Here is a 19,450-nt window from a genome sequence, read left to right as displayed (position 1 = left end):
CTCCTTTAATCTGATATGCTGAATCGTAAACGTTGTAAAAGTGTATCGTCTTTGTCTGTTATTTCCACGTACCAGGGCCCCCTGTCAGCCATGCGCAGCTGCATGCTGCTGATGGTGGACCATTGGGGCGGTTTCAGCGTTAATTTTTTTTGGGAAACCAGGCGGTTTCTCTGAAACCATTTATGGTAAATGCGGGTTGTTTCTGTGATCTGCTTAAAAGTGGTGAAACAAAATACCTTGCCAAGATCAATGGAAAAGACAATGGCAGGATTTCGGGGTTTGAAATCCTCAATGGATTCGCACATGACAGCATGGCTCAGTACCATGGTGGACGGCATCACTTCCTGGATTTCTCCGGCCCCGGCGGGCAGTGGGGATATCACAAAAAATGTCTGTATAATAAGTAGCGTTATTTTTAAGATTTTCATGCATTTCAGTGTATCTAAAATTGAAAGTTTTTCAAGAAAAAAGTATGGCTTCGTTTAAACATCGCTTTTAAAGCTTTTTTCTATGATCGTCAATTGGAGTTAATGTCTATTTTTATATTGAATATTGTGGGAAAAAGATTTATAAAAACCCCATGATATTAGACGTTTTATGATTCCGGCCCATGCCGGTTGCACAGATCCGGCAACGATTATCCGTGTTGTCAGTGAAAATGTGGGGATCGATTTCCCAACGTTTTTCTGTTAGCGTGTGTAAATTTTAATCCCATAAATTTAAAAAAATTTCTTAGGAATTTCCCACCCATGAAGATCGAAATAAAAATTGACGCAGATAAAGATTCAATGGAAAAAATCCAAAAACAATTGAAATCAATTTCTGTTGGAATCAGCAATGTTATAAAGATTTTTGAACAAGTTGCAGTGAATTTAGACAGTGAGAAAAACCAGGCACCTGTGCCCCCGGAAGCCGAAAAAAACGACGGCATAAAAGACGAAACTCCGGACACCGTAACAGAAAAGATAATTCCAGCAAAAGAAACGGCTGAAAAAGCATCGGGCAGTGCTCCGGTGCCGGATGTTCAAGACGCTGCGGTTAAAGAGGATGCCGGGGCTGTTAAGTCTCCGGAGGCGTCTGCGGTGCCTGAAAAAAAATCAACCCCTGCTGCTAAAAAATCTGTGAAAAAAACGACAAAGAAATCCAAAGCAGCATCAACATCCCGGCCATCCAAAGCAAAGAAAAAAACCGCTGCGCGAAAACCCCGGATCACGGCGGCCACCACGGTGTTAAACCACATTAAGAAAAGCAAAACAGGACTTGACTCCAAAACCCTGGAGAAAAAAACCGGTTTCAGTGCTAAAAAAGTGGCAGATGCGGTGTATAAACTGAAAAAAAGCGGTTTGATAGAAAAAACAGACCAGGCCCTGTTCGTGCTCATTTAAAGAATTTTTTTTATATGAAATACTCCGCAAATCCGGGGAATATTTCTATTTTTGTTGTGGGCAGACCGAGATCAGAATAAGGTCTGCCCGTGACGATTATTTTTTTCTTTGTTTGTTGATCCAGTCAATGCGACTCATGAGCCCACGGATGATGTTTACATCCCTGTCCCTGAGCCCGGCCCGGCTGAAGATTCTTCGAAAGGTTCGCAACAGGTGATCGGGATTCTGGGGATCAAGATATTCGATGTCGCACAGGGTTTTTCGCATGTGCGCATACATCTGTTCCGAGGCTTTCATGGTGGCAGGCCGACCCTGGGCCACGGTGTGCTGTTGGCCGGATTGCATGGCCTTGGCAATTTCATAGAGAAAAAGTGTTAGGGCATGGGACAGATTCATGGATGCAAAGGCATCCTGTGTGGGAATGGTGATAAAGTGCTGGCACAGGGAAAGCTCTTCTGTGGTGAGGCCATTGTCTTCCCGGCCAAGGACAAGGGCACATTTAAACGAATCATCCAGTTGTGCTATTTTTGTTCCGGCCACATCAGGGGTGAAAAAATTGTTTCGATATTTTCCAAACCGCCGGGTGGTGCCAAAGGCCAGATGACAATCGGCCAGGGCATGGGCAAGGCTGTCAAATACCCGGGCCTTTTCCAGCATGGGCTGGGCAGTCAATGCCATCTTTCTGGCCTCCAGGCCCCGGTAGGCGGTGCATGGGGTGACCAGCCTCAAATCGGAAAAACCAAAATTCATCATGGTTCTACAGGTGGCACCCACATTTAATGGGCCCTGGGGTGCCACAAGCACCACACTCAGATTATCGTATTTCATAGGGTTGCTGTGTCCAGAATAAGGGTTACCGGTCCTGAATTGACCAGAGAGACATCCATCATGGCCCGGAATTCACCGGTCTGGGTGTTAATGCCCATGTGCCGGGCTTTTTCAATGAATAATTCATAAAGGGCTTTTGCCTCATCCGGGGGGGCCGCCTGGGTAAAGGAAGGCCGACGCCCTTTTTTCACATCCCCCAGCAGGGTGAACTGGGAGACCACCAGAAGATCCCCTTTGATGTCCATGAGGGAGTGGTTCATTTTACCGTCACTGTCCTCAAAAATCCTCAAATGAATAATCTTTTCCACCAGAAAATCGACCTCTTTTTGGGTATCTCCCCCGGCAACCCCTAATAGCACCGTAAGCCCCCGGTTAATTTCTCCGGTGGCGGACCCGCCAACGGTTACCCGGGCATTCTTCACCCGTTGCACAACAGCTCTCATGGAATTTCTCTCCTCTATTTTGGTATTTTGTTGTACTTAAGATCGGCCCCCCACCGGGGCCTTTTGGGGCCGTCATAAAGGCGTGGGGGCAGCCAGGGACCTGCACTGATACCTGCGGTTTTCAGGTGTTCCATGCCCACCTTCATATATGTGCCGATGTCCGCCACGCCGTGGGAATCATCCCCGGGAATGACGACAATGCCCATCTTCTTTGCCTGCTGGAGTATGGCCCGGGAGACATAGGGCTCCTTTGCCCCTTTTTTAAGGGCACGAAGGTTAAAGTCCAGGGCAATGTCAAGGGCTTTAATGCACGCCAGATTCCGGGTGATTCTCTGCCATATTTCAGGTTTTTTTAATCGCCTTTCATAATCTGCATCAAAAATTCGAATGAGATCAAAATGGCCTGCAACGGCGGGCTCCAGGGCCAGAAGCATTTCATGCTGCCGGTCAAAATAACGGCAGTAAAGGCTGTCCATGCCACCCACAGCCCCGGCAGCTTCACGGTAAAGCGCTTGTGAATAGTCAATGCAATGATCATCCACATGGTGCACAGACCCCACGATGTAATCGGGCCTGAACTGCTTGACAACGCTTTGAATATAGGGCAGGCATCCCTGCCAGCTTTCCGTTTCAAACCCCACAAAAAGGGTGATTTCTTTTTGGTATTTGGCCTGGAGATGACGGCAGTGGCCCATGTAACGGGCAAATCGTTCCCGGAGAAAGGCGGCACTGATGCCCTTTTCAATTTCATCGGGATATCTCTGGGCATCGGTGGGGGGGGGAACATGCTCGGTGATGCCCACCCACGCAAAATCCATTTCAATGTATTGTTCAATGATATCTTCCAGGTTATCCCGGGCATGGTCGCAGAATTCACCACTGTGGCCGCCGTGGACAGAGACGTATCTTATTTTTTCCATGGGCTCTCCCATATCACATCCGGTGGGGATTGAAAAGAGGATCAACAGGTTACAATCGCTGGATAATATAAAGATATGTGGGCAGATGGCTGAGGCGCTTCAGTTCATTGAACTGGAAGAGAACCGATCTGGAAGGGGCATTGATGCGAAGGGGGGAAAGGTAAATGGAACCCTTGTCCCGGGGCCGGGGAACCTTGTCTCTTACAAGGGAGAGAAAGGTGGTGTAATGGGCCTTGGGAAGGGTGTCATCCATGATAAAATTGGCAGTGATTTCAATGCGGTCATACTGCCCGTTGATTTGCTGCATTTTATCAAAGGCCCTTAAAACCTGATCTGTGGTGATGGGTTTTCCAATGCGGTCCAGGGTCTCCTGGTTGGCGGATTCAAGGCCGATGTTGATGTGGGTCCGGTAGTCAAGGGCATTGAGTTTTTCAAAAAGATATGGGGGGGCTTTTAAAAGGGAATCCACACTGCCGAACATGAACAGCCTTGCCCCTTTCATATAGGCGTTTTTAAAATCAAATGCTTTAAAAGCACTGTCTGCGGCAAACAGGATTAGACCTGCATGGGCATTCAAGGCGTCATGTTCCCCCAGGAAAAGGCCGTTGTAATTGACCAGATCGTTACCATACAGTTTTTTTAACCGGGCTATTTTGGAAAGGATTTCTGTCTCAGAGGCCATGGAAAAAGGCGCATTGGTTTTCACCCGGCAGAATTTACATTTATAAATACAGCCGTGGGAAATGGTCAGGGGGATGATATCATAATCCACATGGCGGGCATCCGGGGGCATCACTGTTATGCGTCCGTCGGCAATATCAAACAGTTGTTGCGCCTTTTGCTCCAGGATTTTTGGGGTGTTTGCCACTGCCTGTTCCAGAAAGGACTGCACCGCCGGATGGGGCCGGTTGCATTGGGCCTTCACTGCCTGGAGGATATCATACCAGTGGTGGGTAATGCGCATCACCGAGGGTTCTTTAAGGGGTTTGCCCCCCAGAAGTGAGTTGGTGGGGTAGGGCAGGTTGGGCAGATAATACTCCCCGGTGGCTTCAAATACGCCGGTGTATCCCCCGGTGGAGTAATAGACCCAGTCGTTTCCCATACTTCTTTTCAACCATTCCGTGGGTTGTATCCATTTACTGTCCTTTCCCCTGGCACGGACAATTTCATGGTTGAGATTGAACTGAAGTACCGCATCCCGGGTTTCAATTTCCGAGTATCTGCCGTACTTCAGGGGATAGCTGATTTTGATGTAGGTGTCTGCCCCGGGTTTATCAAGGCATATTTTATGGTGTTCATCTGTGAAAATGGTTGCCGTCATTAAAGGTTGCCATACATCAGTGGTGAAAAGTTTAGTCTCCGGACATGAGGAAATTTTCTTGAACCCGGCCGTCAAGGATATGGCCGGTGAATATCTGGCGGGCCTTTTCCGGATTTAAATTACCGTATTGTACCGTAGCTTTTTCTTTTTCCTCAATGGTTATCATGGGTTCATTTCGGCATTTTTCCACGCAGCCTGCTGCAACGATCATGATATCCGAGCGATGGGCTTCTGCCCGGGCTTCAAGCAGGGCTGTCATGACATCCCTTGATCCGGCTGCAATGCCACATTCTCCCATGTGAACACGGATGGTGACGGTGGCCTTTCCTTCCCGCTGGGATACGATGCCGGCGGTTTTTTCTTTTATTTTTTTAAGATCTTCAATGGTGATTTTACCCATGTCTGTTTCCCTGTACACACTGGTGCTTTTTTTAACTTCAGGCAGTACCGCAAAGGTACGGCACTGCCCCAATATTTACGTTGAATAATCGGCATCTTTCATACAACTTCAAAAGTAGTTTACACTTTTTTGAAAATTTATCCTCAAAATGGGAACATTGTTCTGGAAAGTGTAAACCATAAATGAAGCATGCCGAATAATCCTACTTTTTATTTTTTTCCATGGCTTCCATTAACAGGCTGCCCATGGTGCCAAGGCTTTTTTTCTCCGACGGCACAAAGGGTTTCCAATTGTCTTTTTCCTTGAGATCCGTCGGTGCCAGGCTGATCCTGCGGGCATCTTCATCGGTGTTTTCCACCACCAGGGAAACGGTATCTCCCGGTTTTAATTTGTCAAAATCAGCGGAGGTGGCGGATTTTCCCATGAGTGAGGCGGGAAGAAGGGCAGTGATCCCCGGTTCCAGATTAATAAACAGGCCAAACTGCTCCCTTTTTTCCACGGTCCCTTCCACGGGCTGACCCGGCTGATATTTTGCCGTTACGCCTGACCATGGGTCATCCAGGGCATCTTTCATGCTCAGGGAAATTCGTTTTTGATCGGGGTTGATCTCTTTCACCACCACCTGGATATGCTCTCCCTGGGACACGGCATCCTCGGCTTTTACAATGCGGCGGGTGTGGCTCATTTCACTTAGATGAACCAGACCGTCCACGCCGGGCTCTATTTCCACAAAGGCACCAAAGGGTGCAAGCCTCACCACCTTGCCCGTGAATTGATCTCCGGGACGGATGGTATCAACGGCTCTTTCCCAGGGATCTGAGGACATCTGCTTTAAGGACAGGGATATCTTGGGGCTCTCCTGCTTATCCCTTGCTTCTATTTTAAGCACTTTTACAGTGACGGTTTCATCCGGTGCCAGCACTTCTTCGGCCTTGTCCACCCGGGACCAGGAGAGTTCAGAAATGTGGGCCATGCCTTCCACCCCCGGAGCAAGCTCTATGAATGCACCGTAGGGCATCAGTTTTACCACGCGGCCCTGGCAGGTATCACCTTCCTTGAGGTCCTTTAAAAAAGCTTCCCGGGAGGCTTTGATTTCCCGATTCAGAAGATCCCGCCGGGAGATCACAATATTACGGCCTGATTCGGAAAATCGGGTAATAATAAAGGACAGCTGCTGCCCCACATAGTCTTCCGGTGTTTCAACATATTTGATATCGATCTGACTCACCGGGCAAAAAGCTCTTTTGCCCATGATATCCACGCTGAAGCCTCCCTTGATGGTTTCAGTGACCTTGCCTTCCACCGGGGTCTTGTTAAAGGAGGCTTCCTCAATAAGATCCAGGGTTCCGGCGCCGGAAAGGGCTTTGGAGAGAATGATTTCACTTTCTGTCATGGAGACCACATAAAGTTCCAGCGTATCTCCCACGGCCACGGGGAGTTCTCCGTTTTCGTCCAGGAGTTCTGCTTTGTCCACCACACCGTCGCTTTTAGAGCCGGTGCTGACGTAAACACTGTTTGTGCCGACGGCAATTATTTTTCCTTCAATTTTATCACCCTGCCGGACATCATGGCTGATATCTGAACCAAAGGCTTCAAAAAGTTCGGCAAAACTCTCTTCTTGGTTGCCGGATGCTTCTTTTTTTTCAACATCGTCTGTCATTACATATGCTCCTGGGCAAATTTAAGTGTAAAAAAATATGTTTAATCTGGTTAATATCCTCTCCAGCGGGTGGTGTAAAGATAAAAACAGTTATTTCCCCTCCCTTAAAAACGCAAAAACGGTTAAATAGTCAAGTCTTTTGATGAATTAAGGCTGAAATCAGGGATTTTATCCTTTGTTTTCCCTTGCCGGGAGTTGTGTTATAGATGAGCCATATCATCATTGCAGCCGGGTGGATTGCCATTTTCCGGTCTGCTCACAATATGGCTTTTTGATCATAGCCGGCGGGGACCGGAATACGGGCTGACCGTGGCAGTCTGTATAAAAGAGTGTGAAAAAGGAATACATGAAATTTTTATTTATGGAGCCGTTTTTTGGCGGCTCCCATAAGTCTTTTGCCCTGGGATGGCAGGCCCATTCCCGGCATGACATTGAACTTCTGACCCTGCCGGATACCTTTTGGAAATGGCGCATGCGGGGGGCGGCGCTGCAATTTATTGGAAAGAAAAAAAATTATGAAACCTATGACGGAATCATCACTTCGGACATGATGAACCTTGCTGATTTCATGGCCCTGGCAAGAAAACCCCTTCCCCCCTGCCTGGTGTATTTCCATGAAAATCAATTAACCTATCCTCTGTTTCCGGGAAAACAACGGGATGAATCCCTGGGGATCATGAATATCACAACGGCCCTGGCAGCCCGGCGTATTATATTTAATTCCCGGTTTCATCGCCGGGATTTTCTGGAAGGGGCATCTGACTTTTTAAATCGTATCCCCGGGGGAAATATCACATGGTGTGAAGGAGCCCTTGCAGAAAAATCGGGTGTCCTTTATCCGGGGTGCCCTTTTCCCGGTGGGGAGGCACTCCCCGGCACCCCCTGGTTAAATCCCCCCTTGATTATATGGAATCATCGATGGGAATTTGATAAAAATCCCGGCCCTTTTTTTAAAGCATTGAAAATTTTAAAATTAAAAAAAATCCCTTTTCAGCTGGCCCTTTTGGGAGAAGGCGGCACAACAGTGCCTGCTGCCTTTGCGTCTGCCCGGCGATTTTTTCAAAAGGAAATTGTTACCTGGGGGTATGCGGCATCCAGAAAAGAGTATGAAACATGGCTGGACCGGGGGGCCATTGTGGTGAGTACGGCCAATCAGGAAAATTTTGGTATTTCCGTTGTGGAAGCAGTGCGCCGGGGGTGTGTGCCTTTGTTGCCGGATCGCCTGGCCTATCCGGAAATCATACCCCGTGAATTCCATGGAGATCTGATTTATCAAGGGTATAAATACCTTCCCGGGATGCTTGAAAATATCATTCTTAACTATTCTCGTTTTATTCCGGTGAGAGATGTTTTGATCAAGAAGATGGAACAATATGCCTGGAACCGGATCATTGCCGCCTATGACACAGAGCTGGATTTGCTGGCATCTCATTATTAATGGTTGCAAAAAATGGGGGGTGGGGGTAAATTTACCACTTATCTTTTTAAAATTAACCGGGGATATCCCGGTCGCAGGTGCTGGTATTTCTTAATAACTGCCATGGGCAGGGCTTATTTTGATCCGGTGCTGCCCACAACAAAGGTAGAAATACTCCCCTGGTTAACGGAGTATTTCATATAAAAAAATCAGGTTCAACAGCCACTGTTCCCGGGTCTGGAGAACCAAATAGATGGGGTATATAATGATAAAAAGGATTCATCCACACCATCCGGATATTGATGGAAATATGTGGGAAAAAATAGATACAATTATTGAGGCGGGCAGGGGAGAACCCGGGGCATTGATCACAGTGCTTCGGGAGTGCCAGGACGTGGTGCGTTATCTTCCCCGGGAGCTATTGTCCTATGTGAGTTCCGGGCTGAATCTGCCCGTGAGTCAGGTATTCGGGGTGGCCACGTTTTATTCTTTTTTTTCCCTGACCCCCAAGGGACGTCACACCATTAAGGCATGTACCGGTACGGCATGTTATGTCAAGGGCATTAAAGAGAGCCTCAATCGCATCCACGGCAAATATAATTTAAAAGAGGGGGGGACCACAGAAGATCGTCGTTTCTCCCTGGAAGGGGTTCGTTGCCTGGGGGCGTGCGGGCTTGCCCCTGTGATGGTGGTGGACAAAGATGTCCATGGCGCGGTTTCATCTGACAAGGTGATACAGATTTTGGAAAACTATAAATAACCCGGCATGGGATCAGGAGAGGGACATGAATAAAATTAGAATGCAGCTGATGCTCTGTGGCGGTACCGGGTGTGACTCCACCGGCAGTGAAAAGGTGAGGGCTGCCCTCCAGGAAGAGATTGAAAAGCAGGGATTAACAGAAGAAGTTTCCATTGTTATCACCGGTTGCAACGGGTTTTGTGCGGTGGGGCCTGTGATGGTGACCCAGCCCGAAGGAATTTTTTACCAGAAGATTCAACCCGAAGATGCAAAGGAGCTGGTCACGGAGCATTGTCTGCACGGACGTCCGGTGGAGCGGCTTTTTTATAAGAATCCGGCCACAAAAAAGAGAATCTCCAAGATGGGGGATATTCCCTTTTTTGCCAGCCAGGAGTTCAGGGCCATGCGAAATAAAGGGCTCATAGACCCTGAGCTCATTGATGAGGCCATTGCCAGGGACGGGTATTTTGGACTTGCCAAGGTGCTTTCAGAGATGAAACCTGAAGATATCATTGATGAGATGATGGCATCAGGTCTCCGGGGCCGGGGGGGGGCTGGCTTTCCTGCCGGTGCCAAATGGCGATTTGCCAAATGGGCCGACGGGGATGAGAAATATGTGTTGTGCAATGCCGATGAGGGGGATCCCGGGGCCTTTATGGATCGAAGCATCCTGGAGTCTGATCCCCATGCGGTGCTGGAGGGCATGGCCATTGCTGCCAGGGCCATCAACGCTGACAAGGGATATATCTATTGCAGGAGCGAGTATCCTCTTGCCATTAAACGCCTTCACATTGCCATTGACCAGGCAAAGGCCTACGGACTTCTTGGGGACGATATTCTGGGATCAGGGTTTAATTTTGACGTGGAAGTGTACCAGGGCGCCGGGGCCTTTGTGTGCGGTGAAGAAACGGCTCTTATGCGTTCCATTGAGGGAAAAAGGGGAATGCCCATTCCCAGACCTCCCTTTCCGGCCCACAAGGGATTGTGGGGGAAACCCACCATATTAAACAATGTGGAGACCCTGGCCAATGTGCCCCAAATCATGTTGAAAGGCGGGGCCTGGTATGCCGGTGTGGGCACAGAAAACAGCAAGGGAACCAAGGTCTTTGCCCTGTCCGGGGATGTGGCCAACATCGGCCTTGTGGAAGTGCCCATGGGGACTTCTGTTCGAAGTCTTGTGTATGACATCGGGGGCGGGGTGCCCGGTAAACGAACATTTAAAGCGGTTCAGCTGGGTGGGCCTTCAGGGGGATGTGTGCCGGAACAACATCTGGATACCCCCATTGATTATGAAGCCATTGCCAAGGTGGGTGCCATCATGGGGTCCGGCGGTGCCATTGTCATGGACAATACCACCTGCATGGTGGATATGGCACGTTATTTCATGGATTTTATCCAGGATGAATCCTGCGGTAAATGCACCCCCTGCCGGGAGGGTACCAAAAGGATTCTTACCATTCTGGAGGATATCTGCAAGGGAAAGGGTAAAGACGGGGACATTGAAGAACTGGAATCCCTTTGCCATGTGGTGGGCCACACAGCCCTTTGTGGATTGGGGCAGACAGCGCCCAACCCTGTTTTATCCACATTGAGGTATTTCAGGGATGAATTTGAGGCCCATATTTATGCCAAGACCTGTCCTGCCAAGACCTGTCCTGATCTGGTGAAATTTGAGGTGGACCCGGATGCGTGCAAGCGCTGCGGGCTGTGCGCCAAGGGTTGCCCGGCCGATGCCATTGCCTGGCAGAAAAAAGAGGTGGCTGTTATTGATAAGGATAAGTGCATCAAGTGCATGAGCTGTTATGATCGCTGTAAATTTGACGCCATTTTATAATTTGCTTTTACGATGAAATTTCCAAGGGCGGGTCAGGTTCCCAATATGATCTGCCCATGGCCGTTTATATGAAATACTCCGCAAATCAGGGGCGTATTTCAAGCTTTGTTGTGGGCAGAACCGGATCAGAATACGGTCTGCCCGTGGCAGTTATATGAAAAGGCAGTCTCAAGGCAAGCTAAGGCAGAGCCGGATCAGAATACGGTCCGCCCGTGGCGGTTATTTGAAAAGGTATCCTCCAAGTTAACCTCAGCAGAGCCTCCCCCGACGGGCAATAGGAACCGGGCAATTGAGCTGTCTACAGTTCCGGCCCGGGCCCATTGCCCGTCGGGGGAGGCGGCATGATACCATTTGGCTCCGCGTCTACGACCCTATATTCGTTGTGTTCGGCAGGACATGACCATTTTTATATGAAAGAGTAGATAGACCTATCAATCTTTCATGCTTCGTTGTGGGCAGAACGAGATCAGAACAAGGTCTGCCCATGGCAGTTATAAGAAACTTCCCGTCAATCAGGGGCAAGTTTCTATCTTTGTTGTGGGCAGATCGAGATCAGAGTAAGATCTGCCCATGGCGGTTACACCAGGGCCATGAATTTTCTGGCAATGTCCATCAAGGCTTCAGGAGCCTTGGAAATGTCTTCGTAGGGTCGGACGCCCCTGCGGTCGGACATGGCAATTTCTTCCATTTCCGGCAGGCATCCGATGATTTCATAGTCGGAAAGGGATTCTCTTATCAAGGCTTCATCTTCAGGTGATGCCACCCGGTTTCCCAGTACCACCACCCTTTTAATTCCAATGTCATGGCCCAGTTTTCTGATTTTCTCGGCAGCCACACGGCTTCTTTTTCCAGGGTTGACCACCACCACCAGGGCATCCATGGAGCCTGATGTGCCGCGACCTAAGTGCTCCACCCCGGCTTCCATGTCCATGACCACAATTTCATTTCTGGCCAGAACCAGATGGTTCATCAGGGCTTTTAAAATGGTGCTCTCCGGGCATATGCAGCCGGAACCGCCGCTTTGTACAGTGCCCATGACCAGCAGTTTCACCCCGTCCCGTTCCAGGGAAAATCGATCGGGGATATCATCCACCTTGGGATTGAGTGTGAAAAATCCCCCCATGGTTCCCGGTTTTGCCCCGGTGCGCTCTGCAATGAGGTCGGACAGTTCGGATATGGGGGTGATGGGGGTGTCTTCAGGAATGCCTAAGCCTGCAGCCAGATTGGCCACGGGATCGGCATCAATTGCAATGACGCTGTTTTCTTTATCCAGGTGTGCAATACATCTGGCAAGCAGAGATGTGATGGTTGTTTTACCAACCCCGCCTTTACCGCCGATGGCCAGTTTTAAACTCATTGATTTCTCCCCTTAACACAATTCTTCTTTGATACTGCTTTTATCATCCATCAGAAAAACTCTAAACCCGTTTGTCCGGGCCTGTTCAATGAGATCCTCTTTTAAGATGGCATGGACTTCATATTTTTTGTTCATGATATCCTTGGGCATCATTAAAAAACAGGCCTGGGCTTCCTCCCGGGTGGTAAAGGCCGGAATAAAAGGTTCCGGTATCTGTTCGGTGCCATAGCCCATGAGTTCTTCCCCCGGTGTGCCGGGGTTTTGAATCACCACATGAACCCACTGATTTTTTATTGTTTTGTCCGGTTCCATAAGATTTCCCAAAAGTAAAAACCTCTCCCTTTGCCAGGGAGAGGTCTTGTCCTACGTTTTCAGGCAAAAGCGATTACAGCTCAAGCCATGAATCTGAATAAAGGGTGTTGCCCAGGATGACATTGACGGTTTTTGCATAATCTGCAAGCTCTTTGCTAAGAGATGCCATATCCGGCTGGTTGCCGTCCATGATGCCGTAAACAAGGTCAACAATATCCTGGCGCTGGCCCTTGGCAATGGCAGTGAGCTGCTCATCCAGGGGATCGGAAATAACTGATTCCATGCCGTATTTTTGCAGCATGACCATGTAAGTCTGGTTCAAAATGGGACGCAGGTGATTTGGCGGCCCATTGGAAATATTGGACAGACCGCAGGTGCTTTTGGCACCCGGAGCAATGTCCTGGAGCATGCCCTGGAATTCCATGAGGCTGATGGCCTGGGGCTGCTGGATATTCACCGGAGTAACAATACCGTCCACCCAGATCTTTTCATTGGGAATGCCTGCTTCATTGGCAAAGTAGAGCAGTTCCACAGCAAGGGCTGCACGTTCATTTTCGTCCCTGGGAAGTCCTTCAGGACCCCACATCAATGCCACAAAGTCCGCATCGTACTGGGCAGTCATGGGAACCATTTTTTCGTATCTTTCCGGCCGTGCCATGATGGAATTGACAATGTGGGGCTTGTCAGCGGGTTTTGCCACTTTAAGTCCTGCTTCAATGGCATCTATGTTGGAGGAGTCCAGTAATAAAGGCATGCCGGGGACGGCTTCCTGAACAACATTGACCACCCAGGGCATGAGCTCTGTACCGAATTTTTTTGCCGGTCCCAGGTTGATGTCAATATAATCCATGCCCTTTTCCTTCTGCATGATGACCTCTTTCTGGATGGGCTCAGGGTTCCGCTTGGCAGGATCCGCCTCTTTGAACTCTTTACCAATGACATTGGAGATAACATTCAGACTTTCTCCGAAAAGTATCATAGTGTCTTCCTTTCAGGTTTAAAAGTGATTTTTTCAGGTTAAAAAAATGGGTTATGATGGATCAACAGGATAGATCAAAAGGGAAAAAAGAGGTCCTTTTTTCCCTTTTGATTTTATCCGGGGTTATTTGGTTTTAAGAAATGCAGGAAGATGGGCCGCTTCCCTGGGACCCACAGTGATGGTCCATCCGGGAAGTTCTTCTTCAACATCACCGGCAATGGCTGCAGCATAACCGGGGATGATCAGCTCGGTGTGTTTCACCTTGTCCATGATACCGCATTTTTTAACGAACATACCCACATCATCACCGCCAAATTTACCGGCAGCCCAGGCCGTGAGAACGGAAAGACCTTCGGAATCTTTGATGAGCAGCCAGCAGGGAACCTTGCTGCCTTCAATTTCACCGGATACGATGAAATAGGTCAGGGCAAAGTTGGTGGTGACAACAACCGGTGAATTTTCATCGGGATTACCGATTTCAAAGATACCTTCGGTGACGGTCATGGGACGCTGGGGATCGGTGAAAATATTGAGTCTTTCCAGGAGCAGCGGGAATAAAGATTCAGCAGCAAAGTCTGACATCACCACAATTCCGCCGTATTTGGCCACAAACATGGCGGCAATAACGGTTTCCATGTCAAGGTTGGAAGCCATTTCACAGGGAAAGGTAATGGTGGGAAAGCCAAGGGCCTTGTTGCCGGCCTTGAGGGCGGCACGACGGATGCCCACCTGATCTTCCAGGGCTTGTTTGATTTCCCGGGCACCGGAATCAATGACAAGGTCTTTTAATCCCATGCCTGTGAGTTTTTCGGTGAGGGGCATCAACGCGTCAATGGAATCGGCTTTCACGGCCAGGGGCAGATCGTTTTCTTTGGCAAGGGCACCCATGTCATCAACATTGGCTTCTGTGGCAGCGTAGAGCAGGGGCCGTTTAAAACCGGCGGCTGCAATACCGGCTTTCATGACATCCAGATCTTCAGTCATGAGAACCAGGTTGAATTCCGAGGTTTCTGCAATGCATTTTGCCGTGGCGGCAAAGGCGTCGGCACCGGCACCTGCATCTTTTACCACAAGCAGTTCAGGTCTTAAGTTCAGTCCTACCCGCTCGTATTGAAAGGCATTGTATATTTTCAGTTTTTGTTCAAGGTCGGCAGCCGCAATGTCCGATGCCACGGTACCGGCAAGAATGGTGGGGTTAAAGAAAGTCTTTTCATGTCTGTAAAGAACGGTTTCGCCACCGGTTGTGGTCTGGCGAACACCCTTACCCAGTTTTACGGGACGGATGGGAGGAGCAGATGCTTCGGCCAGTTTTTCCCTTGCTTCATCGGACACATAGGGGCAGCTGTCAAGCTCTGCCTTGCCCGATGCCAGGTTCATGGCAAACGCAAGACAGGTGGGAACACCGCACTCCTTACAATTGGTCTTGGGAAGGAGTTTGAAGATCTGAATACCGGTTAATGCCATTGTTCTCTCCTTTTTTCAAAAAATATGAGTATCCGTGCTGCCGGTTATGGTGGGGCAGACCCGCAGCACGGTTATTCTGTTGTTTATCCAATCAGTGGGTCCATGCTCAGTGCCGGGTGTCCTTTCTCTTCGAGGAAGGGAAGGATCTCTTCTTCGGTGATACCAACGCTTTCATCGGCAATTTTGTCGTAGAGATCGGGTACACCCATGGCCTCGCCTCTGGCAACGATACGATCTTTGAGTTCTTCTTTCAGCATCTTGGGCATCCACACCATTCTCAACAGGCCACCGTCACCCAGTATAAATTTTCCCTGGGTAATGTTATGTTTGGAATGACCCACAAATCCGGGAGAGGATGCGCCACCGCCCATGACACCGGCAAGGGTGGTGAACTTCATACCGCAGGGGGTATCTCCGGAATAATCCCGGCCTACAGTCATGACGCCGTTACAGGAGGGCAGCATGGCAGCGATGCACTCACAGCAACCGCAGGTGGTCATGGGATCTGTTACCATGGAGTAGAAGTTGTAATGGGTCACAGCACCTCGGGAGGCTTTGTTGACAAAGTCATTAACACCCTTCCACTGACCCAGCTTGGGATCAATGCATTCACCCTTTTCAATGGGCTGGTTGGGGCCTGTGGGATTGATCTCAAAGGCGGCACGGCAGTCCATCCAGTTGTATGCACCGCAAAGTCCGGTTCTTTCAGGACTGACTGAACAGACATGGTTGGGAGCAAAGGACTGGCACAGGGTGCAGGAGTAGAATGTATCTACGTCTTCGTCGGTCATGGCATCCACGCGGGAGTCACGGGCAAGGTAGTTTTCCCTTGCCAGGGCAGTCATTTTGTCCACTTCATCGGTTTTGGTGTACAAGGTGACCTGAACCTTGTCCACAATCTTCTGGAAATCCTGATGGAACTTGGCATAGAGCACAGTACCGATGTGTTTCAGGCTGAAGCCTTTTTCCATGGCACCCTTGGAAACACGAACCCAGGAGATGTCACGCTGTCCAATGTGCATGATGCCCTGGATGTAGTTCACCAGATGATGGATCTGGCGTTCCATGATGGGTTCAAAATCATCTTGGAATTCACGTCCTGCAATCTGAACAAAGATACCAAGGGGAAAGGTTTCGCCTTCTTTCAGATCTGTGACATCGGGACCTTCCAGAATAACCTTGCCGTCTTCAATCTCGTTCATCTCGGCTTTTTTCACAAGCTCGGTGCACTGGGTCTTACCGCCGCCGCATTGTACATGGAGATCAGCACCGCGAACGCGCTCACCCTCAAAGGCCGGACCAAATGCCATGGGGATGTCAATTTCCGTGACGTTAACCTTGAGACCACGGGTTTCAATGGACCTCTGGCACATTTCGTCATGGGCAACATTGGTGACCACATGCTCGTAGGTACAGATACCTGTGGGCAGAATTTCCGGAATATCTGTGTCAGCCAAGGTCGGGAAACCCCAGTTAACACAACCGGCAGCAGCCACACCCCATTCGGTGCCGATATCACCAAGGGCATTTACAAAGGCAAAAATTCTCTCTTTGTTGTACATGAGGATCTTTTTGTGATCACCCGGCTGAACGCCACCAAATGCCATGGCTGCCCTGTTGGCAAAACCAAGGGCAAATACAGCAGAAGAAATATCCGGACCAAAGGGAACAATACGGGTATTCCAACCCACCTGGACACCGGCTTCAATGAGTTGTTCAATGACAGTCTGACCGTTGTGGTTGGCCGCACAGAAGATATAAAGACTCTTTTTCTGATAGTCTTCCACGATCATTTTTGCAATTTCCGGGTTGGGTGCAGCACCCACGATGGCGGCAAATCCCGGGGCGGAGCCATCCACAAACTCAACACCCCTTTTTCTCAGGATGGTATCATCTGCAGGGCCTGTCCAGATTTTACCGGCATCCAGATCCGGATCTTCATGGGGATAGTAAAATTCAGGATCTGTAACACTTCTTAATGCCTCTTTGATCTCATAGGCAATGATACCTGCCATACCGGCATCAAGGAGTGGTCCAAGATAGGGCAGGTGATTTTTACTTTTCACATGGGGGGGCAGAAGTCCCCGGGCAAAGGCCAGCGGTTTCTGGATATCTTCCAGGGTCTGTACCTTAAGACCTGTTAATGAGTAAATAACCGGCAGAAAATAACCGGTGTTGGGAAATTCAACTTTTGTATCTGCATTGTAAGTCTGTAATGCTTTCTGGTAAAGACCTTCAACCTCTGAAACGACTTTATATCCACCCTGAATAGCTGCAAATGCTATTAATTTTGACATGTGTTCCTCCTTCGTTGAGGATTTAGCTTATGTTAATAACGAAATGGTTCATACCCTGTATGGATTACGCCTCAAGTTTCTGACGATCGGCCATATCCATGAGGACCCTTTCCCTTGCTTTGTCAATACCCAGCTCTGCACGTTTTTTATCAATGTGTGCGATCATTTTCTGGGCATGTTTGATGGGATCAATTTCAAGGTCCCATTTTCCGCCGGTGATTTTCTCAAATTCATCGGAGATGTATTTGTGAAATACCGGTGCGCCGGAGGTGGGCAGGGTGACGCCAAATACAGTATAAACGCCGGATGCCACAAAGTAATGACCAATGGAGATGGCCTTTTCACTCATCCATTCAGGGGCACTTCCTGCTGCGGGAAGATCGCAGATATCGTTGCCAAGACCGCCGGCCTTAACAACCTCTGTGGCTGCCAGGAGGATACGGCTGTTATCCACGCAGGAACCCAGGTGAAGAACCGGTGGGATACCAACGGTTTCGCAGACTTCTGCAAGGCCGGGACCGCAATGAACGGCAGCGGCTTCAGGGGTCAACAGTCCTTCCATGGCACAGGCAATGGCGTTGCAGCCGGTGGTGAGGACGATGACGTCGTTTTTAATCAGCTCTTTTACAACTTTGATGTGGCCGTCGTTGTGTTTGGTTCTGGCGTTGTTACAGCCGACCACACCGGCAATACCGCGAATACGTCCGTTGATGATATTATCGTTAAGGGTGTAGTAGGTGCCGCGGAAGGTTCCGCCCAGATGATACTGGATGGATTCCACGCCAAATCCTGCAACCTGGGAACTCTTGTACTGGGGAATCATTACCTCAGAACTTCTGTTCTCAAAGTTGTCAATGGCCATTTTGACGATTTTCTTGGCATCTTCCAGGGCATAAGCTTCGTCAAACTCAATGTGAATGACGTTGTCCTGTTCCATTTTTGCAATGGGGTGGGTGGTAATCAGTTTGGTGTGGAAACACTTGGCAACATTGGCCAGGTTCTGCATGATACACTGGATGTCAACCACCATGGCATCACAGGCACCGGTGATGATGGCAAGTTCCTGCTGTAGAAAGGTGGCAGCTGTTGGGATACCGTGACGCTGGAGGATTTCATTGGCTGTACAGCAGATGCCGCCCAGCTGAATACCCTTGGCGCCTTTTTCCTTGGCATAATCCACCATCTCCTGGGACTGGGCAACCGCCACCAGAATTTCTGACAATACAGGCTCATGACCGTGTACGATGAGGTTAACATGGTCTTCTTTCATGATACCGAGGTTGGCTTCTGACTGTACCGGATAAGGAGTTCCAAAAAGAACATCCTGGAGATCCGTTGCCAGCATGGAACCGCCCCAGCCGTCTGCCAGAGCCGCTCTTGTGCCTTGTTTCATGAGATTTTTATAGTCCTGATCCACGCCCATGTGGGTGCGGTGCATGATTTCTACAATTTCCCGGTCGATGTTTCTGGGAAGAACGCCCAGTTTTTTCCATTTTTCATACAGTGCCTCGGGGGCCCGTTTCATGTAGAGGATCTCGCCTTCGGGTTTTCCCCATTCGGCCAGAGCCACTTCTGCAACTTCCAGGGCAATTTCGTCGATGTCACGGTCTTTGATTTCACCGTCAACGTCAACTGTAATGTCAACGCCCAGTGCCGGGGCGATCTGGAGCAGTTTGTCTGTGTCTTTGATCTGATAGGCTTCGGTTTCTTTTCTGGCAGCGGCCATGAACACTTCTGCAACGCAGCGGCCATGGTCGGAGTGGGCAGAAGCACCACCGGCAATCATGCGAATAAAATTTCGTGCGGCAATGGTATTTGCAGTGGCACCGCAAAGACCTTTACGGGTATCTTCGCCTTCAATGCCGTCTTTGGGAAGGGGCAGTCTACAGGGACCCATGGAGCAGTTTTTGCAACAAATTCCCTGGAGGCCGATGGCACAGGGTTTCATGGTGACGGCACGGTCAAATACCGTGTCAATTCCCAATTCCTGGGCACGGACAATCATCTCCTGGGATGCCACATCTATGGTGGCCTCAAGTGGATTGGCTACTTTGGGTGCTTTTGCTTTTTTAACTTTTTTTACGTCTGCCATTA

Annotated in this window: 17 protein-coding genes; 4 read left to right on the top strand and 13 right to left on the bottom strand. The window is 49.3% G+C overall.

All coding sequences use genetic code 11. The annotated features are described in order from the left end of the window. Window positions 1-5 precede the first annotated feature (5 nt). Window positions 6-428 carry a DUF2914 domain-containing protein gene (locus B9A32_RS00790; protein ID WP_084066467.1) on the bottom strand — a complete coding sequence of 141 codons (423 nt, stop codon included), beginning with the start codon at window positions 426-428 and terminating at the stop codon, window positions 6-8. 321 nt (window positions 429-749) lie between these two features. Here B9A32_RS00790 and B9A32_RS00785 point away from each other — a divergent pair, with 321 nt between their 5' ends. Then, window positions 750-1,385, top strand: coding sequence for a hypothetical protein (locus tag B9A32_RS00785; RefSeq protein ID WP_084066466.1), 636 nt, complete (start codon window positions 750-752; stop codon window positions 1,383-1,385). Between the two features lie 96 nt (window positions 1,386-1,481). Here the strand turns inward: B9A32_RS00785 and B9A32_RS00780 are convergent, their stop codons facing one another. From B9A32_RS00780 to B9A32_RS00755, 6 genes are all read right to left on the bottom strand, one after another. After that, window positions 1,482-2,213, bottom strand: coding sequence for an RNA methyltransferase (locus tag B9A32_RS00780; RefSeq protein ID WP_084066465.1), 732 nt, complete (start codon window positions 2,211-2,213; stop codon window positions 1,482-1,484). Further along, entirely contained in the window at window positions 2,210-2,656 is a 447-nt protein-coding gene (dtd, locus tag B9A32_RS00775) for a D-aminoacyl-tRNA deacylase (protein WP_084066464.1), read from the bottom strand. Before dtd ends, B9A32_RS00780 begins: the two co-directional genes overlap by 4 nt. A 14-nt stretch (window positions 2,657-2,670) precedes the next feature. Continuing rightward, the gene (locus B9A32_RS00770) at window positions 2,671-3,576 is read right to left on the bottom strand and encodes a histidinol-phosphatase (RefSeq protein ID WP_084066674.1); all 906 of its coding nucleotides are present in this window, start codon (window positions 3,574-3,576) and stop codon (window positions 2,671-2,673) included. A gap of 49 nt (window positions 3,577-3,625) precedes the next feature. Continuing rightward, window positions 3,626-4,897, bottom strand: a complete 1,272-nt coding sequence (locus B9A32_RS00765; protein WP_139795653.1) for a radical SAM protein — start codon at window positions 4,895-4,897, stop codon at window positions 3,626-3,628. A gap of 31 nt (window positions 4,898-4,928) precedes the next feature. Next, the gene (locus B9A32_RS00760; RefSeq protein WP_084066463.1) at window positions 4,929-5,297 is read right to left on the bottom strand and encodes a (2Fe-2S) ferredoxin domain-containing protein; all 369 of its coding nucleotides are present in this window, start codon (window positions 5,295-5,297) and stop codon (window positions 4,929-4,931) included. Between the two features lie 202 nt (window positions 5,298-5,499). Continuing rightward, complete coding sequence (locus tag B9A32_RS00755; RefSeq protein WP_084066462.1) at window positions 5,500-6,957, bottom strand: 30S ribosomal protein S1; 1,458 nt, start codon at window positions 6,955-6,957, stop codon at window positions 5,500-5,502. Window positions 6,958-7,303: 346 nt separating this feature from the next. Here B9A32_RS00755 and B9A32_RS00750 point away from each other — a divergent pair, with 346 nt between their 5' ends. The 3 genes from B9A32_RS00750 (at window position 7,304) to nuoF (ending at window position 10,947) form a co-directional block, all read left to right on the top strand. Continuing rightward, complete coding sequence (locus B9A32_RS00750; RefSeq protein WP_084066461.1) at window positions 7,304-8,395, top strand: tRNA-queuosine alpha-mannosyltransferase domain-containing protein; 1,092 nt, start codon at window positions 7,304-7,306, stop codon at window positions 8,393-8,395. Between the two features lie 244 nt (window positions 8,396-8,639). After that, window positions 8,640-9,134, top strand: coding sequence for an NADH-quinone oxidoreductase subunit NuoE family protein (locus tag B9A32_RS00745; protein ID WP_084066460.1), 495 nt, complete (start codon window positions 8,640-8,642; stop codon window positions 9,132-9,134). A 25-nt stretch (window positions 9,135-9,159) separates the two neighbouring features. Continuing rightward, window positions 9,160-10,947 (top strand): NADH-quinone oxidoreductase subunit NuoF, encoded by a 1,788-nt coding sequence (gene nuoF, locus B9A32_RS00740; protein WP_084066459.1) that lies wholly within the window; start codon window positions 9,160-9,162, stop codon window positions 10,945-10,947. Window positions 10,948-11,524: 577 nt separating this feature from the next. Here nuoF and B9A32_RS00735 read toward each other — a convergent pair. From B9A32_RS00735 to cooS, 6 genes are all read right to left on the bottom strand, one after another. Beyond that, a complete protein-coding gene (locus B9A32_RS00735) occupies window positions 11,525-12,304 on the bottom strand; it encodes an ATP-binding protein (RefSeq protein WP_084066458.1) in 780 nt (259 codons plus the stop codon). A 12-nt stretch (window positions 12,305-12,316) separates the two neighbouring features. Beyond that, window positions 12,317-12,628: a hypothetical protein gene (locus tag B9A32_RS00730; RefSeq protein ID WP_139795652.1), complete on the bottom strand. Its 312-nt coding sequence runs from the start codon at window positions 12,626-12,628 to the stop codon at window positions 12,317-12,319. A 61-nt stretch (window positions 12,629-12,689) separates the two neighbouring features. Continuing rightward, window positions 12,690-13,595: a dihydropteroate synthase gene (locus B9A32_RS00725; RefSeq protein ID WP_084066457.1), complete on the bottom strand. Its 906-nt coding sequence runs from the start codon at window positions 13,593-13,595 to the stop codon at window positions 12,690-12,692. 123 nt (window positions 13,596-13,718) lie between these two features. Continuing rightward, window positions 13,719-15,059 (bottom strand): acetyl-CoA decarbonylase/synthase complex subunit gamma, encoded by a 1,341-nt coding sequence (gene acsC, locus B9A32_RS00720; RefSeq protein WP_084066456.1) that lies wholly within the window; start codon window positions 15,057-15,059, stop codon window positions 13,719-13,721. Between the two features lie 83 nt (window positions 15,060-15,142). Continuing rightward, window positions 15,143-17,356, bottom strand: coding sequence for an acetyl-CoA decarbonylase/synthase complex subunit alpha/beta (acsB, locus tag B9A32_RS00715; RefSeq protein WP_084066455.1), 2,214 nt, complete (start codon window positions 17,354-17,356; stop codon window positions 15,143-15,145). 64 nt (window positions 17,357-17,420) lie between these two features. Next, a complete protein-coding gene (gene cooS / locus B9A32_RS00710; protein WP_084066454.1) occupies window positions 17,421-19,448 on the bottom strand; it encodes an anaerobic carbon-monoxide dehydrogenase catalytic subunit in 2,028 nt (675 codons plus the stop codon). Between the last annotated feature and the right edge of the window lie 2 nt (window positions 19,449-19,450).

The sequence above is a fragment of the Desulfocicer vacuolatum DSM 3385 genome (genome assembly GCF_900176365.1).
Lineage (GTDB): Bacteria > Desulfobacterota > Desulfobacteria > Desulfobacterales > Desulfobacteraceae > Desulfocicer > Desulfocicer vacuolatum.
The sequence above is the reverse complement of the archived record's forward strand: the minus strand, read 5'-3'. Positions and strand labels throughout refer to the sequence as shown.